Below are 18,500 nucleotides of genomic sequence, written 5' to 3'. Positions count from 1 at the left end.
CACTGCCTGTCATATCAGCATAAACCAGGGTATTACCAAATGGCTGGACCTTAAGAACATCTTTATAGGTGATATCACCCGCATCGATAGAGTCACGAACCCCACCGCCACTCATCACCGCAAAATCAGCACCCGCACGTTCCATTTGTGCCGCCAATAGCAACCGCGCCAGATTGGTTTGGTCGAAACGCACTTTGCTGCGATCCCCTTCCAACTTACCACTCACACTACCCACTTTGACATCCAGCTGCGCTTTGCCCTGTTGTTCAAATGGTGTCAGCAGTTTCAGCATTGACGGGTCTTGAGCAATCTCTTGCGTATAAAAGATGCGCTCACTGGTGCCATCAGCTTTCTCTACTTTTTTCTTCAAATTGATTGGGATTAACTGATAGCTCACTAACTTCAACTCGCCATTACGGAATTTGAAATCTGCCCGCCCCACATATTTACCCCATTCATGCGCCTGTACTATCCACGTACCATTCTGCCGATCTGGGGCACAAGGCGTACCTGGCACATAATCAGCCTGCTTATGGTTCTCACTGGCCATACAGACCGGATCTTGTGAGTGCCCCCCCACAATCATATCCAGATAGCCCGCCGGTAAACTGCGCGCCATCTCGACATCACCCGGCGCATTCGACCCGTGTTTGCCATCATCATAATGGCCCATATGAGTCGCCGCGATGATAATGTCAGGCTTTTCAGTTTTTCTCAGTTGCTCGACAACTTGCTTTGCTTCTGTCGCAGGCACGCGGAATTCGATATCGGTGAAATACTCAGGATTGCCGATCTTAGCGGTATCATCGGTGGTTAAACCAATTACGGCGATTTTCACACCTTGCTTATCAAACAAGGCGTAAGGTTTGAATAATCGCTGTTGGGTGCTTTTCTGATAAATATTGGCTGATAATAATGGGAAAGTGGCCCATTTCTCCTGCTGGCGCAGCACACTCAGTGGATTATCGAACTCATGGTTGCCGATAGCCATTGCATCATAACCGACCAAATTCATACCGCGAAAATCAGGCTCAGCATCCTGTAAATCAGATTCCGGAACACCGGTATTGATATCCCCACCGGAGAGCAACAACAAGCTTCCCCCTTCTGCGGCAACTTGCTTACGAATGTCATCAACTAAGGTTTTCTGTGCCGCCAGACCATATTCGCCGTGGTCATTTTGCCAGAAGTGGCCATGATGGTCATTGGTGTGCAGTATGGTGATATCGTAAGTTTTATCTTTTTCCCAGGCGGCAGCCCATCCCGGTGCAAACGCCAGCGACACAGCTAAAGCAGCTGCTGTGGTCGATAATGAAAAACGCATCGCAAATCTCCATGTTGTCGTTAAAACCAGCCCGTTCAGTGCCAGTTTAATGAGTAAAAATGGGGTGACACATACCAATATCATGATAAATCAAGATCATACTGTGACAGAGTTCGTATTGTAGTCTGATGATCTATCGGTGAATTTCAGAATATTTGAATATATATCAAATTGTATCTGCTGTAGTAAAAATCATTCGATCTGCATAATATGTATTCATTACCAATATATTATTAACAGTGATAATTATTAGGCGAATACTCACTATGACCGATCGTTCTGAGACGGAACTCCCTCCCTCCGTCAATACCCAACCCTTCGATAATACCAAGGTAAAGCGCACATCATTTTCCATCTTGGGTGCGATCAGCGTATCTCACTTACTTAACGATATGATCCAGTCGCTGATTCTGGCGATTTATCCTTTATTACAAGCTGAATTTTCTCTGAGTTTTGCGCAGATAGGATTAATCACCCTCACTTACCAACTGACCGCCTCATTATTACAGCCACTTATTGGTCTCTATACCGATAAGCATCCGCAGCCCTATTCACTGCCAATTGGCATGGGTTTCACCTTATCAGGTATCTTGCTGCTTGCGGTTGCCACGACTTTCCCGGTGGTTTTACTGGCAGCGGCATTAGTCGGAACCGGTTCTTCGGTCTTCCACCCAGAATCCTCCCGCGTAGCCCGTATGGCATCCGGTGGCCGCCACGGTATGGCTCAGTCTATTTTTCAAGTGGGAGGCAACTTCGGCAGCGCTCTCGGCCCACTATTAGCCGCTATCCTTATTGCACCTTACGGTAAAGGCAATGTAGGTTGGTTTTCACTCGCGGCACTGCTGGCTATTGTGGTGCTGTTGCAGGTCAGTAAATGGTATCAGCAACAACAAAGAGCAACCTATGGCAAAGTAGTAAAAGTCTCATCGGCCAAAATACTGCCTAAAAAGACGGTTATTAGCGCGTTAGTTATCTTGATGGTACTGATATTCTCTAAATACTTCTATTTGACCAGTATCAGCAGCTATTACACCTTTTATCTGATGCATAGGTTCGGTGTTTCGGTACAAAATGCCCAAATACATTTGTTTGTGTTCTTATTTGCCGTTGCAGCAGGAACCATTATTGGCGGGCCTCTTGGTGATAGGATAGGTCGAAAGTATGTTATTTGGGGGTCAATATTGGGCGTTGCGCCATTTACCCTTATTTTACCCTACGTTTCTCTGTATTGGACCGGGGTTTTAACCGTGATCATTGGCCTTATCCTCGCCTCTGCCTTCTCGGCAATACTGGTGTATGCGCAAGAGCTTATTCCGGGGAAAGTGGGCATGGTATCTGGTCTATTCTTCGGTTTTGCTTTCGGTATGGGGGGTTTAGGTGCGGCTGTACTAGGGTATGTTGCTGATTTAACCAGTATTGAGCTGGTTTATCAAATATGCGCCTTCTTACCATTACTGGGGATAATTACGGTCTTCCTGCCTAATATAGAAGATAAGTAATAGTAATAACCTTATAATCCCGACTGAGATATGTGTTTCAGTTGGGAGATTTCCCTGCGTAATAGAGACAGAAACAGCAAATCCCTCACAAACAACCACTTCAAACAATTTCCATGCCAAAGCTGACTTTTATCGATAAAAAATGAATTTTTATCGCGCATTGATCGCATAAATGCAATAAACTGATGTTATTGCTGTGAAATGCTTGCCGCCCTGCCGAACTAGAAGGAGTCTGGATGCACCACTCAACACCCTTAATTACCACGATCGTCGGAGGCCTTGTTCTCGCCTTCCTCTTGGGCTCCTTGGCTCACCGCCTGCGCATCTCACCACTGGTGGGGTACCTTGCCGCAGGGGTGCTGGCCGGGCCATTCACGCCAGGTTTCGTTGCTGATACCTCATTAGCACCAGAACTGGCTGAAATTGGTGTTATCTTGTTGATGTTTGGTGTCGGACTTCACTTCTCACTTAAAGACCTCCTCGCAGTAAAAGCCATCGCCATACCCGGTGCTGTGGCACAAATTGCCGTTGCCACCTTACTCGGAATGGGACTGTCTCATTTATTAGGCTGGGATTTGATGACGGGTTTTGTCTTCGGTCTTTGTCTATCAACAGCAAGTACCGTGGTATTACTGCGAGCTCTAGAAGAACGGCAACTCATAGATAGCCAGCGGGGGCAAATTGCTATCGGCTGGTTGATTGTCGAAGATTTGGCGATGGTACTCACATTGGTGCTATTACCCGCCTTTGCCGGCGTGATGGGTAACGAAACCACCAGTCTCAGCCAGTTATTCACTGAACTAGCAATAACCATCGGTAAAGTCATTGCCTTCATTACGCTGATGATTGTTGTCGGTCGTCGTTTGGTCCCCTGGATACTGGCTAAAACCGCCAGTACCGGTTCCCGTGAGCTATTTACCTTGGCAGTGCTGGTATTAGCGCTTGGTATTGCTTACGGCGCTGTAGGGCTGTTCGACGTATCCTTTGCTCTCGGTGCATTCTTCGCAGGAATGGTATTGAATGAATCAGAGCTCAGCCACCGTGCGGCGCAAGATACCTTACCGCTACGTGATGCATTCGCCGTACTGTTCTTCGTTTCAGTTGGGATGTTATTCGACCCAATGATTTTGCTACGTGAACCATTAGCTGTACTGGCTTCACTAGCTATCATTATCTTCGGCAAATCAGCCGCAGCGTTTATATTAGTGCGCATGTTTGGTCACTCAAAACGTACAGCACTCACCATTTCTGTCAGCCTGGCGCAAATCGGTGAATTTGCCTTTATTCTCGCCGGGCTTGGAATTTCTCTCGGTTTAATGTCTGAGCATGGCCGTAATCTGGTGCTGGCGGGCGCAATTCTATCAATTATGCTCAACCCGCTACTGTTTACACTATTGGATCGCTATTTGGCTAAAAACGAGACGATGGAAGATCTGATTCTGGAAGAGGCAGTCGAAGAGGAAAAGCAGATCCCGGTAGATTTGTGCAATCATGCACTATTAGTCGGTTATGGTCGGGTGGGGAGTTTATTAGGTGCAAAACTGCACGCGGAAGGTATTCCATTAGTGGTCATTGAGAACTCTCGACCAAGAGTTGAAGCGCTACGTGAACAAGGTATTAATGCGGTATTAGGTAATGCTGCAAGTGCAGATATTATGTCGCTGGCTCGTTTGGATTGTGCTCGTTGGTTATTACTGACCATACCGAATGGCTACGAAGCTGGTGAAATTGTCGCCTCCGCCAGAATTAAACGGCCAGATCTTGAGATAATTGCTCGCGCGCATTATGACGACGAAGTGGTTTATATCTCGGATCGTGGCGCGAACCAGGTTGTGATGGGCGAACGTGAAATTGCCAACAGTATGCTTAATATGTTGAAGATAGAAACGCTGACCGAAGAAGACAAACGCCCGCTTTGCCCAATTTAAAAACATCTCAGTGTTCATAACTGATGTTCTATATCCAATAGATTTCAAGCTGCAGGAAGGCGGCAAACAAGAGAATCCCGATGAGCTTACACCAGTAAGTGATTCGGGTGAATGAGAGCAGCCAACACACCTGCAGCTTGAAAGATGACGGATATATTATCTTTCCCAGTACGACTCTTCTAAACTGTCTTCCCGCTCAGGCAAACCACGCGTCAAACGCGGTGAATGCTGATTCAGCACTTGATAACTAACCCGATTGGCATATTTACACACTTGCGCCAATGAAGAGTAACTCAGGTAGCTACGTACATGTTTGCTAGAGTTAGGAACATTGCTACGATGAAAACCATTGGCAGCAATGTCATGCAGCACCGCCGATAAAGCACCATCCCCTGCCCCATTAGTATTCATTATTTTCTCTGGGCCGCCCATATAAGGGGCAATATGAGAATAAATCCGTAATGGGTTATCACAATGCTCTTTACGCATCGCGCGGCTGAATTCATACAAGTTAAATTCAGCAATCGCACCGGGTAATAATGGGTGCTGAGTTTGGCGCTTATTAGCCTCTTCCGTATAGCCCGCCATATAAAGGCCATTAGGGCCAGCGGTACAAAGCACTAAATCAACCCAGTTCAAGGCCATATCTGAGGCCATCAGCGGATCATTAAGCCCCGTCAGTTCATAAGCTTCATCTTCATTCATCGCTACTATAGAGACGTTCTCTTTAAGAAAATCACGCCACCACTGTGGATTATCTGCAATAACGTATTTTGTCCCTAGTGTCATCACGACAGGAACATTATATTTCTTCGCATAACTGATAGCTTGCATCGTCGCTTCAGGCATTGGTTCGCCCGGCTTACAACGCACCAAATAAGCGGTAAGAACCAATGCCGATGCCCCTGCGATAATATCTTCAGGGATACTTTCCGGTCGTAGTTGATTCATTTGACCGGGACTGATCGCAAAGGTGCGCTCGCCATTATCCGTAATGAGAGTGAAACAGCGACCAATCGCACCATCAACTGCCTGTAAATAGTTCAAATCAGTGCGACTAGAGGTATTACACAGATAACGATAGGCATAACTACCAATTTTGATATTGCTACACATCGTACCTAATAAAATAGAGCGGTCATCAGCCAAAACAGAATAATTGTGCAACGTATTACCAATGGTTCCCCCCGCAAACTCATGCGTTATTAACCCCTTGGCGGTCAGTTCCTGATAAAGGTGTTCAGCAACATCATCCTCGATAACCAAAGAATGCCCCTGACTAAGACCATAACGCGTAATAAAATCCTCATCGACCTTCGCTTCAATATCAACTAGCGTCTGATCAATGCCTACAATATACGACGTGCTCACTTCATTTTCTGTCTGAGCCGGTTGCAATAAAGGGTCACGAGCATTAACAGGAAAATAGTGCTTAGATTTTCGTTTACCAGGAAATTTCATTGTCGTTTATTACAAAATTAGGGATGAAAAGATAGGGGGATTTTAGCACAGCTGACTAAGTATTCAGCGAATATAACCATTTGGATTAGATTGCTGCCAATTCCATGCATCTTTTAGCATGTCAGTTAAGTTTCTTTTGGCATTCCAGGCTAATTCCTTAAAAGCAAGCTCGGGGCTGGCCCAACACTCAGCAATATCGCCAGGGCGACGAGCCACAATTTCATAAGGAATTTTTTTGCCTGATATCCGCTCAAACTCTGCAATCATCTCAAACACTGAATGCCCAACACCGGAGCCAAGATTATAAGCCTTAAAACCCTGCTTCAGGTTATTAAGCGCACAAAGATGCCCTTCTGCAAGATCCATAACATGGATATAATCCCGAACACCGGAACCATCAACGGTAGGATAATCATTACCATACACAGCTAACTTGGGAAGTTTACCAATTGCCACTTGAGTAATGAATGGTAGTAAGTTACTTGGCTTCCCATTTGGATCTTCGCCAATTAGCCCTGATGTATGAGCACCAACAGGATTAAAATACCGCAGCGCTCTTATAGAGAAATCAGGATAAGCAAAAGCGAAATCTTTCAATATCTGCTCAACCATGACCTTTGATGAACCATAAGGATTTGTAGTTCCGCCAATACGTGCATCTTCAGTCAGGGGAACAAACTCAGGATCACCGTATACTGTCGCAGAAGAGCTAAATATTAACTTTTTTACGCCAGAGATAGCCATTTCTTCAAGCAAAATAATCGAGCCGGTGACATTGTTTTGGTAATATTCAATGGGTTTGACTACTGACTCGCCCACTGATTTCAAACCTGCAAAATGAATAACAGAATCAATTTTATGTTCAGAAAATATCTTCTTAAGGCAATTTCTATCTAATATATCACCTTGATAAAAAACGGGTCTGCGGCCTGTAATTTTAGATACACGTAACAATGATTCAGCAGAAGCATTAGATAAATTATCTAATACAACAACATTTTCACCATTCTCTAATAGTGTCAGTACCGTGTGCGATCCAATATAACCTGCACCACCCGTTACTAAAATAGTCATAACTCACCTATTAAATTTAAGAAATAAAGCATATCTATCATCCAAGAATAATTTTCCTACATTTATCTTTCACATTATTTATATCAAATTTATTCTTTTGCTTCTGAGCTGCTTTATAGAATGAATCATAGTTTGAAAATACAGTATTAAGAGCGGAATCTAATTCCTCTATCGTATTACCAATTAAGATGCCATTTTTATCGACGACCTCACTGCAACCACCGACGTCACTCAAAATAACCGGTAGACTGGCACTGGTAGCCTCAATTGCGGCCATAGGTAAACCTTCACTTTCTGATGTTAATACAAATACATCATACTCATGAAATCTGTCAAATCCTTTGATTTCACCATAAAAATGAATATTGTCATAACTAGAATATTCTTTCTTAAGATCTTGATAATACTCCCCGTCACCAACGATATCGAGGTCAAATTTAGGGTTAGCAGCGGCGACTTTTAAGATTAAATCAGGACGTTTGGGATAGGCTAATCGGCATACATAAATAATTTTATTTTGGCATGGACGGTCAGGTCGCTCAGTTAGTGGTGTTATCGCATTAAGCTGGGTTATTATTTTCTCAGGTTTAATTCCAATAATTTTAATTGCTTTATCTGCATCACTTTGAGAAACACACCATACGACATCTGTGATGTATGATAGTAGTTTTTCAATATAACAAAATATGAATTTGAGTACATTACCATTGTAAATACATGACCATCCGTGAGAAACATACACCCCACGGAAACGTAGGAATAAACGGGCCAACCTACTATAAAGACCGGCATTGGCAGAACTGGAAACAACAATATCAATCTTATTTTCTTTAAGCGTCTTGTACAAAACGTAGATGGCCTTAATACTAGCCATTTTTCTTATCTCTGGAATAATAACGATTTTGTCACAGACAATAGTTTCAGTTAACCAGCCCGGTTCAGAAGTTATTAAAATAATCTTACAATCGTCTTTAAGTAGTTTGACTTGCTCCAAAACCCAACCTTGAGCACCACCAATGATTGATTTAGTAATTACAAATGCAATATTCTTCATATTAATTCCATAAACAATAAAATGCAAATATTCCTAGAGAGTAACTTTAAGCCGTTAGTGAACAATAACGTTTTTTGCATTTTCGCCGTGAGCCTTTTGCCAAACAACATCACAGATGCCATCTGTTGGTTGAAACCCTGTAGGTGCTTCTAATAATAAAGAACGGATACGTTCGTAATTAAAGTCATTACAGGCAGTTTCAATTTTGTTCAGCAGAGTATTCAAATTGTCCCAATCAAGCATAACTTCAGTTGCAGTCATAATTCGAGGATGATAGGTATGCTGTACGGAATCACCAATAAGTAACTCTTCGTATAACTTTTCTCCAGGCCGTAATCCTGATATTTCAATCGCGATATCGCCATCAGGATTTTCTTCACTCTTAATAGAAAGGCCCGAAAGATTAATCATTCGCTTGGCCAAATCAATAATTTTAACAGGATCGCCCATATCTAATACAAAAACATCGCCGCCGTGTCCCATAGCACCAGCTTGAATAACAAGTTGAGCAGCTTCAGGAATAGTCATAAAGTAGCGAATAATATCTTTATGTGTAAGAGTGATTGGGCCACCCTCTGCAATTTGTTTCTTAAAGAGAGGAACAACAGAACCAGACGATCCAAGCACATTACCAAAACGAACCATACAAAATTTTGTTTTATTTTGTTCTGTCGATAATGCCTGCAACACAAGTTCGGCCATTCTTTTGGTAGCCCCCATGGTGTTGGTTGGCCGTACAGCTTTGTCCGTGGAAATTAAAACAAATTTCTCAACCTCAGATTTTATTGCTGCTTTAGCACAATAAAGCGTACCGAATATATTATTTCTTACTCCCTCTATCACGTTGTTTTCGACAAGAGGTACATGCTTATAGGCTGCGGCATGATAAACAGTATTTACATGGAAGCTAGACATTATCTGAACTAACCGTTTTTCACTTTGTACAGACCCAAGTAATGCAACAAATTCTGTCTCAATTTTATTATTTTTACATATTGCTGCTATTTCATTTTCTATGGAATAAAGCGAAAACTCAGAAATATCAAAAAGAATTAATAAACTTGGTTTCTCAACAATAATCTGACGACATAGCTCAGAGCCTATTGACCCTCCAGCGCCAGTCACCATCACCACTTTCCCAGTAATATTTTTAGCTAACAGTTTTTCATCTGGTACGACTGGATCTCGCCCCAGCAACTCTTCGATAGAAACTTTCTTTAAGCTGCTTATTTGTGCTCGACCTTCAACCAAATCAGACATTCCCGGAATAGATAAAACTTCACAAGAGAGATTTTCGAGTTTATTGACAACTGCTCGACGCTGACTTTGGCTAACACTGGGCATAGCCAGTAATACTTTCTTAATGCCATAGCGCCCAATTAAATATTCAAGTTTTTCTGAAGGATAAACTGTGACACCATGAATAACAGCTTTATGTAACTTAGGATTATCATCAACAAAAGCAATAGGGAAATATTCACTGGCTTGCATTAGAGCGGGTAATAATTGCCTTCCAGAAGCGCCCGCACCATATATAACAACGGGAATCTGTCCTCTAACACCATAATTTAATAGCATCCTAAAAAACAACCGAGAGCCGCAAATAAGCACTAATGAGAAAATAAAGAACATGACAGAGACTGTTCTTGGTAAATATACTCCTAAGAAATAAGATCCAAGAACAAGTAAACCAGAAGAAAGAACAACACCTACGAGCACAATACTGACAATCTTAGCACTGACATAACGTAATACTGTTCGATATAAACCCAATCTTACATATACAAAAAGTGTCGGTGGTATAATTGCAGCTAAAGCAACCCATTGCTCAATGCTGGTAAAGGGACTATCTACGTCCAGTCGTACCCAGAAAGCCCCCCAGTATGCTAGAACAATTAGAATCGTATCTAACAATAGCATAATAATTCGTTTAACAGGTCTTGGCAAAGATAATAAAAATACGAGAAGCATATAATACCAACCCTAATAAGGAATACACGGTTTTACGCAGTATTCATTCAGCTCAATTATCCAGTCACAAATTAAAATCGATTAATTATTATTAATTCCGGCATTAAGTTTATAATCAATGTATAAAATAGGAGTATAGGAAATAATGAGTGCTATTATTGGATTGACTATATTAAGCCCTACCAATAATGCAATAGGAAATAGCCAAATTATATTTATAGCAATTGTTGATAAAGTCACAGGTAAATGACGTTTAAATTTTCTGGACGCAATTTGATAGCCATGGCTTCGGTGAGCTTCATAAACCTTAAAACCACCAAGAACACGACGTACCAAGGTCCATGTTGCATCAACAATAAATACGCCTAATAGTATTAGCCAACAAAAGAAAAATTTTGTTTCTATCCAACCAGCACTTATTGCTAAAGAACCGATCATTAACCCCAGAAAACCACTTCCTGCATCGCCCATAAATATCTTAGCTGGCGGGAAATTCCAAAGTAAAAAACCTAAAACAGTGCACACAAGCAACCAAAGAACCAGATAACTATTCAGTTCAATGTAATCTCCACTTATATAATAAATGACAATCATCCCGATACAAGCGATTATCGCCTCTGCGCTTGCCAAGCCATCAATACCATCCATAAAGTTATAGAGATTTAGCATCCACACTAAAAATAACAAACCAAATAAGCTGCCAAAGATTCCCAAGTCAATAATAAAATCTGAAACTTTTAAGACAGGGAAACCACCTAAGCAAAATAGTAAAAATGCCGCAGCGGAAAAATGAGCCAAAAGACGCCAGCGAGCGGCAATATGCCCATGGTCATCCCAAAAGCCAACCAGAGCTATTACCCCGCCAGATACGATTAGCCCTACCGCCGATAAAATAGGAAGATAGCCCAAGAAATAGAAAAGAATCATACCAATAAGGAAACTGATAACGATAGCAACCCCCCCGCCCCTTGGGGTCGGGGTTACATGTGAGCTGCGAGAGTTAGGAGTATCAATAATATTATTCTTTAATGCATAGAGCCGTAATAAATATGTCAATCCTACTGATGCAAGAAAGAATATTGTTAGTAAAAAAATGAAAGTTAGCATTTCGAGCCCCAAACTTTTCCTAACAGTAGAAATTATAAAAACATTTCGTTGTTCTTAACATATCTAGCTTAACAATTATTTTTTAAATTGAGTGTAAATGGATAACCAACGTTCAATTATCGTCTCAATGGAGTTTGTTTGTATAATTCGATCTCTCGCTTTATTACCTAATATTTCTTTTTCATTATCAGATAGTTTTATCATTTTATTTATTGCTTGAGATAAACTATTAGGGTCTTTTATCGGGACAATCGAACCGCAATCTCCTAATGCCTCGGTTATACCTCCAGCATCAGTTGCAACGATAATTTTCTTGCATGCCATCGCTTCAGTAATAACAAGCGGAAAACCTTCCCATTCAGAAGAGAGCACAAAGATATCAGCAGCACACATTAATTGTCGTATATCATTTCTTTGTCCAATAAATGTTACATATTTATCAATGCCAAACTCTTTGGACATATTCTTAAGATAACCGTCAAGATGACCGGTTCCAACAATAAATAGCTGAGGAAAACTTTGTAAGCTACGGTCTTTAATAAGTAAAGAAAAGGCTGTTAGTAAGTTTGGATAATCTTTTGCTTCTGTTAGCCGCCCTACGCTGAGAAGTATTGGAGTATCATTAAATATACCTAGTTCTGACCGTTTTGCCTTCCTCTCATCCATTGAAAAATCAAACTGCGAAGCATCAATACCATTTGAAACAACAATCATTCTACCAGGACTTGAGGCACCCTTACGAATGAAGGAATCAACTGCATCTTGACTAACATTGGTCGACAGGGAAGCAAGTTTGTCAGTATATTTATATGCCAACATCCTCAATGAGCTTCCTTCATTAGTATTATGTGCTGTACATATTAAAGCTGGTATTTTCGTAATAAAACGCAGTGTTCTGGCAAATAAATTCGCATGAAACATATGGCTGTGTACAATATCAGGTTTGAATTTTTTTATTATTTTTTTAACTTCAAATAACCCTTTAAATAGACTAAAAGGAGTCTTTTTTAGCTTTAATTCATTTAATTGAATACCATCATTGGGTCTAACTAATGTTTCGCCAGTTAGCGAAACAATCATTACGTTATGCCCTGCCTCATACATTTTATTAGCGATCAAGACAGTTTGTTTCTCAGCTCCTCCCATGCCAAGCCCTGTAATAATATATAATAAATTCACTGAAACCTCTTGTTATTTTATTTGAATGTTTATACTAAACCATTATACTTACAATTTTTCTAATTGACTAATGACTAATGACTAATGACTAATGACTAATGACTAATGACTAATGACTAATGACTAATGACTAATGACTAATGACTAATGAAGTAAACATCCGCTGAAGTTTAATTTTAAATATTTTCTATTAAACTTTTCCATTTATCACCTATTGCAGCTTCTATTTTATATTTTTCTGCATTCTTTAATGACCAGAGTGACATAGATTCTCTTAAGTCATCGTCATTCATAAGTAAAATTAGTTGCCGAGCAAAAGCATCGCTATCAGCAAATGGAATAAGGAAACCATCTTCATTGTTAGTAATCAACTCAGAAGGGCCGGTATCACAATCATATGCAATTATTGGTAACCCACTGGCTTTTGCTTCAAGTAACACCATGGGAAAACCTTCAAAACGCGATGTCATTACATAGATACCAGACTGGTCATATAAATCGCTCACATGAGGAGTTGATGGAAGTAATTTTACATTTTTTAAGTTTAATATTTTTATCTTATCTAATAACAATTGCTTATCCTCTCCATCACCAGCAATGATAAGGTCCCAATTATTATTATTTTCTTCAACCTTAGCCCAAATATCTAATAAAAGATCAAAACCTTTCTGATAAGAAAGACGACCTAGAGCTAAAATTTTTTGGGAGTGTTTCGTTGTTAATTTATTTTTTGACTCAAAAGGTAATGGGTTGGGTATTGATATTATTTTTTCAGGATATTTATTTTTTTCTAACCAATAGTCGCGATCTTTCTCTGTTAGAGTGACAACTGCATCGGAATATTTGGCTGCTATTTTTCTAGCCAGTTTACGTGATTTTATATTCAGATTACTTTTATAGTTAAAATGCTCCCATGATATATGCTTTATCTTGGTACCTAATAATGCAGTAGTGCTAAATAATGCTAACATTGTGTCAACATCAATCAGAACGTCGATTGATTCATCTAGTAAGATACGACGTAACTTAGAAACAACCGAAACATAGGCCAGTGAAAAACGTCTTTTTTCATCAAAAAGTGAGACTAATTTTATATTCTCGTCGACAGAAAATTTAGGTGGCATATTGCCACTTAAACTGATAATAACAACCTGGTAGCCATTTTTACCAAGATAGTTAGCAAGTGCTATGCTGACTCGCTCAGTTCCACCGGTATGACTTATATCACCACCAAAGAAAGCGATTTTTTTCATAAAATCTCTTATTATCTTTTAATTTTTCGGATTATTACACCAGGTAATGTAACCACTCGTACTAAAAGAGATGATTTATTATGATCAATATATTCCGCATCCATCATAACGAGAGCCTGGTTAATTCTTAAAACAGATTTTACAAAATCTAACGGACGAGATAACCATATTTTAAATGGTATATTTTCTAATAGGGCTTTACGCGAAATATAATGACCTACAGCATGTTTTTTTATAGATGATTTACTTAATCTATTAGTCTGATCATCATCAAAGAAAATACCCACGTGAATTGAGCTATAATAAAAAAAATACTCTTTAGATACTGTGCTATAAAACCAAATTTCCGGAATAAATTTTATATTTTCGTTTATTGGATACAAATACTTCTTTAATATTTTAGTTTTAAAAAAATCAATTCTTTCGCCACGAAGACCTGATCGAAACTCGTCAAACCATGAGCTTTCATCATCGCGCCCATATAAATACAAGCTATCAGGTTTCATCTTATTTGAATTCATCGAAATTGCTCGTATACCGATAATTGATTCGTCGTCAAACACGTCTCTTATTGAAAGTAAATTATTAATTGAACCAGTAGCAAGAATGTCATCAGAATCAACTCCAATAAAATACTCTCCCTTAGCATTTTCAACGGCTCTATTCCAGGATGCTTGTTTTCCACTATTATTTTGATATATATACTTTATCTTTAATTTATTTTCGTTTTGAAACTCTTTAACTATATTGGCCGTATCATCTGTCGATCCATCATCAATGATTAGCCATTCAATATCATCTCTATGTTGTTCTAAAATTGAGAGATAGCAACGTTTTAGCACATGTGATCTATTGAAAGTAGGTGTAAATATAGTAACCAGCGTCATTTTATTTTTTCACCTCTTTTTCGACAGATGAAATAAGCCTGAAAAATAACTTATTTTTAATCAGGTAATATAAAATAGGTTTTAGCTTCCCCGAGTGGAGTATCGGTTTCATTGAAACAATAGCATAAGATTTATTAAAACTGTCTAGTGCTCTTATTTTATTATAATGATAAATCCTAGCACACTTTGAAACATGTGAAATAAAGACGCTGGCTAAGACGACAGCCCAGTATTTATTTTTATGTTTTAAGTATTTATCCCTAAATCTTACCAATCCGAATTCACTGTCATCCAAGTCTGATATATTCAGATTTTTAGTAATACTACTCGATATCTGCCTATATTTGACAATTAAATCTTTACACTCGAATATTGATTTACATTTATCAATCAGTATAGGCAATAATAATTGATCTTCAAATCGCCGTCCCACATCAAAAAGCATTCCATCAAAAATATTTTTTCTAAAAACACATCGCCAGACATAAAACATCTCACTTTCAGCTATTTTTAATTTCACATGGTCAAGACGATCAATAGTAAATTTATTTACTTTTATTAACTCAAATACATGTTCTTTATCATCGAAAAACTCAGAGTAATTGAAAACCATACCATCTGGTGAATTCTCTAGAATAATTGTCTTAATTGAGCTATAAATTCCATCACACCAAATATCATCAGCATCTAAGAAAGTAATATATTTCCCTGTCGAAACCGACACTCCCATATTCCTCACAACAGATATACCTGTATTTTCTTGTGCAAGATAAACAAAATCATATCTTTCACGGTATTTCTGTATTATATCGTCAGAATGATCTGTTGAACCATCATTAATAATTATAACTTCTAATGTATTATCCCATTGGACAAATACAGAGCTTAGACATGCATCAAGATATTGTTCTGCATTAAATACAGGTATAATCAAAGAGAGCAGTTTTTTATTATCCATTTTTATTTCTCGAAAGAATTTCAAACAATAATTTCTTTCTCTTAAGAATAAGAATTAAGCATATGAATGATAAAGTTTCAATAAAAATAATTGAAAGCACTCCACCCCATGCGCCATACATAGATGCAAGATATGCACAAAGAGGAATATGAATCACTGCTGAAATCATGGGCAAAATAGTGTAGGATTTCTTATGCCCGTGGGGGAGTAAAATATAATTACCTAGTACAGTAGACTGTATGACTAACAAATAAACCGGAGAGAATAAAATCAGTAAGGTTGATACTTCTGAATATTCATGTCCAAACATAATTTTGGTAATTAGTTTAGAAAAGACAATAACAAATATAGTTATGATTATACATAATGCACCTTGCCAATAAAAAATTTTTCTAATTAAAGCATACGCTTCATCTTTTTTATTGACTAATAATGAATTTATTCTCGGATAAAATGCATTTCCTAAAACGAGAAAAACACCAAGGATAGCACCTTTGACTCTATCTGCTGCCGTGAATATACTGACTTCATAGACATTGCTGAATATGCCAATAATAATTGTAGTGCTCATGGTATAAAGGCTGATAGAAAGTGTGGCGCAAAATATCGGAAACGAATCTTTTAGAGTATATGCTACCCTCAGACTAGAAAAGCTAACTACCCTAACTAATTTTTTCCGGTATATATATATTATTGCTATTATACCTGCCAGTAAATTCATTGATGATTGAATCATTACGGCATATTTAACATCTGCATCACTATGAACAAATATAAAAAATAATGGCAACATTGATAACTTTGCAACTATCATTAAATTAGTCACCACGGACAGTTTTTCTATTCCTTGGAAAAACCACACTGGCATCAGTGTCGTCCCTATTAACATGAGTACTGTATAAATTAACTCACGCTGAATCACTGCATGTGAATTTGTAGCAAGAAGTAAAACTACTATTACAATTGAAACTAAGCATAATATAGATTTTGATATGAGCGTTTCAAAGAAAATCTTAGATATATATTCTGGGTCATCTTGGTGTTCAGCTATTTTTTTTGACGCTGATAAATTAAATCCAAAATCAATTAAAATAACAAAATATTGAGCTAATGAAAGTGTAAGACTGTAGACACCGAAACCTTCAACTCCTAAGACACGAGTCAGATAGGGTAACGTTAAAAGTGGAATAATATAATTACTCCCTTGTAACAAAAGCAAAGAAAAAATATTTCTCCGTAACACTGACATTTAAATTTCCAGCTATTGGGTTAAATTACATTTTCATGAGAGTTTAGTCTATTTGTTAACTACCCCATAAAGTGAAATATCTTTCGCACCCGAAATCTACAGAAATACAGGCCTAAATCAAAATCAAGACACGCTACCGCCCTTGGCTCACAGCTACCAATGCACTGTTTTCTCATTTTATGATGTAGCTCAATTAAAAAATCAAACTACAATAGTGAGTTACAAAAACATTTACATATCTTTTTTATAAAAATGTAATTCTCATACATCTAAATAGGCATTACAAGCAAAAGGGCCAGGTAAAAATATGTATTGATGTATCATTCAGGTAACGATCAATACATAAAAAATCATGAACGATAGGGTAATAAACTAATCTATTGTTTTACCAACTGTTCTAAAAGGTCTATATGTGCCTTGTCATCGTTCAGCGCGGGGATATATTCAAACTTCTCACCGCCAGCATGTAAGAAAATCTCTCGATTTTGTTCTTTGATTTCTTCCAGTGTTTCCAGGCAGTCAGCAGAAAAACCGGGGCATATCAACTGAATATGTTTAACACCCTGAGAAGGTAGACTTTTTAAGGTTTCGTCAGTATATGGAGTTAACCACGGCTCGCGACCAAAACGTGATTGATATGTCATCATGATTTGCTCTGCCGGTAAGGCTATTTCAGCACGTAAAGCGCGACTGGTTTCTTCACAGCGTTGTGGGTAGTCATCCCCTAATTGCGCATAGCGTTTAGGAATACCGTGAAAAGACAGGACTAATCTGTCTGGTTTACCATGTTGCACAAAAGAGTTTTCAACACTTTGTTTTAGCGCTGAAATATAGGCAGGGTGCTCAGCATAATCACGGATAAAAGAAATCGACGGTAAACAGCGATAACCTTTCAAAATACGGGCAACAGCATCCCAGACGGCCGCACTGGTCGAGCAAGAATATTGCGGATAAAGCGGTAATACCACCAGCTTGGTTACACCTTGCGCCAATAGTTTATCAATAGCACCTGGCAGATTCGGTGAGCCATAACTCATCCCTAACTCTACAGGGATATCGGGCATACGGGCGGCTAACGCTTTTTGTTGCCGGCGGCTATAGACCAATAAAGGCGAACCTTCTTCCATCCAGACAGATTGATACAGTTTTGCCACGCGCGGGGATCGAATCGGTAAAATTACTCCACGTAGCAAAGGCCACCACAACCATGGTGAAGTATCAACTACCCGGCGATCACTCAAGAACTCAGCCAGATAGCGTTTTACTGCTTGCGGTGTCGGGGCATCCGGTGTTCCCAGATTAACCATCAGTACGCCAAGCTTGCTTTGCTTCATGCAGGAGTCCTTATTGTGTATTAAGCCGCTTATTCAAACCGACAAATATATTTCAGCTGTTCTGTAAAATAATAAAGGCGACCTCAGGCCGCCTTGACTATCTTACCATCCAGAATTAACCGAGAATAGTCGCCAGTTCCGCACTGACTTCTGCTACTTTACGGGTTCCGTCCAGTTTAAAATATTGTGTGTTACCTGCATCAGCTTCTTTACGATAGTAAG

14 protein-coding genes and 1 pseudogene are annotated in these 18,500 nt (G+C 39.1%); 2 read left to right on the top strand and 13 right to left on the bottom strand.

The annotated features are described in order from the left end of the window. Positions 1–1,324: bifunctional UDP-sugar hydrolase/5'-nucleotidase UshA (gene ushA / locus ACNSO8_RS12520; RefSeq protein ID WP_418394804.1), on the bottom strand; the 1,324-nt coding region annotated here is incomplete at its 3' end. A gap of 266 nt (positions 1,325–1,590) precedes the next feature. On the opposite strand from ushA, the gene ACNSO8_RS12515 reads away from it, so the two are divergent. Both ACNSO8_RS12515 and ybaL read left to right on the top strand, forming a co-directional pair. Next, on the top strand, positions 1,591–2,823 hold the full coding sequence (locus ACNSO8_RS12515; protein ID WP_019081261.1) for an MFS transporter: 1,233 nt from the start codon (positions 1,591–1,593) through the stop codon (positions 2,821–2,823). A gap of 236 nt (positions 2,824–3,059) precedes the next feature. Continuing rightward, complete coding sequence (gene ybaL / locus ACNSO8_RS12510) at positions 3,060–4,751, top strand: YbaL family putative K(+) efflux transporter (protein WP_005158223.1); 1,692 nt, start codon at positions 3,060–3,062, stop codon at positions 4,749–4,751. 156 nt (positions 4,752–4,907) lie between these two features. On the opposite strand, the gene ACNSO8_RS12505 is transcribed toward ybaL, so the two are convergent. The 12 genes and pseudogenes from ACNSO8_RS12505 to adk all read right to left on the bottom strand — a co-directional run. After that, positions 4,908–6,212 carry an inosine/guanosine kinase gene (locus tag ACNSO8_RS12505; protein WP_050160986.1) on the bottom strand — a complete coding sequence of 435 codons (1,305 nt, stop codon included), beginning with the start codon at positions 6,210–6,212 and terminating at the stop codon, positions 4,908–4,910. Between the two features lie 63 nt (positions 6,213–6,275). Next, positions 6,276–7,286 carry a UDP-glucose 4-epimerase GalE gene (gene galE / locus ACNSO8_RS12500; protein ID WP_418394803.1) on the bottom strand — a complete coding sequence of 337 codons (1,011 nt, stop codon included), beginning with the start codon at positions 7,284–7,286 and terminating at the stop codon, positions 6,276–6,278. 37 nt (positions 7,287–7,323) lie between these two features. Continuing rightward, positions 7,324–8,340: a glycosyltransferase gene (locus tag ACNSO8_RS12495; RefSeq protein WP_418394802.1), complete on the bottom strand. Its 1,017-nt coding sequence runs from the start codon at positions 8,338–8,340 to the stop codon at positions 7,324–7,326. A 54-nt stretch (positions 8,341–8,394) separates the two neighbouring features. Continuing rightward, positions 8,395–10,311 carry a polysaccharide biosynthesis protein gene (locus ACNSO8_RS12490; RefSeq protein WP_071988912.1) on the bottom strand — a complete coding sequence of 639 codons (1,917 nt, stop codon included), beginning with the start codon at positions 10,309–10,311 and terminating at the stop codon, positions 8,395–8,397. A gap of 81 nt (positions 10,312–10,392) precedes the next feature. Beyond that, positions 10,393–11,418: an MraY family glycosyltransferase gene (locus ACNSO8_RS12485; protein WP_418394801.1), complete on the bottom strand. Its 1,026-nt coding sequence runs from the start codon at positions 11,416–11,418 to the stop codon at positions 10,393–10,395. Positions 11,419–11,493: 75 nt separating this feature from the next. After that, positions 11,494–12,597 (bottom strand): glycosyltransferase, encoded by a 1,104-nt coding sequence (locus tag ACNSO8_RS12480; RefSeq protein ID WP_418394800.1) that lies wholly within the window; start codon positions 12,595–12,597, stop codon positions 11,494–11,496. Between the two features lie 176 nt (positions 12,598–12,773). Beyond that, the gene (locus tag ACNSO8_RS12475) at positions 12,774–13,850 is read right to left on the bottom strand and encodes a glycosyltransferase family 4 protein (protein WP_418394799.1); all 1,077 of its coding nucleotides are present in this window, start codon (positions 13,848–13,850) and stop codon (positions 12,774–12,776) included. Positions 13,851–13,861: 11 nt separating this feature from the next. Continuing rightward, positions 13,862–14,737: a glycosyltransferase family A protein gene (locus ACNSO8_RS12470; RefSeq protein ID WP_418394798.1), complete on the bottom strand. Its 876-nt coding sequence runs from the start codon at positions 14,735–14,737 to the stop codon at positions 13,862–13,864. 1 nt (position 14,738) lies between these two features. Next, positions 14,739–15,695: a glycosyltransferase gene (locus tag ACNSO8_RS12465; RefSeq protein ID WP_046695343.1), complete on the bottom strand. Its 957-nt coding sequence runs from the start codon at positions 15,693–15,695 to the stop codon at positions 14,739–14,741. Continuing rightward, positions 15,688–16,944 carry a flippase gene (locus ACNSO8_RS12460; protein ID WP_046051441.1) on the bottom strand — a complete coding sequence of 419 codons (1,257 nt, stop codon included), beginning with the start codon at positions 16,942–16,944 and terminating at the stop codon, positions 15,688–15,690. Before ACNSO8_RS12460 ends, ACNSO8_RS12465 begins: the two co-directional genes overlap by 8 nt. Positions 16,945–17,321: 377 nt before the next feature. Next, positions 17,322–18,278, bottom strand: a complete 957-nt coding sequence (gene hemH, locus ACNSO8_RS12455) for a ferrochelatase (RefSeq protein WP_026018043.1) — start codon at positions 18,276–18,278, stop codon at positions 17,322–17,324. Between the two features lie 115 nt (positions 18,279–18,393). Continuing rightward, a pseudogene (gene adk / locus ACNSO8_RS12450) lies at positions 18,394–18,500 on the bottom strand (adenylate kinase); the annotation flags it as partial.

It is taken from the genome of Yersinia sp. LJYL362 (assembly GCF_048323875.1).
This window is presented reverse-complemented; position numbering and strand designations above follow the sequence as displayed.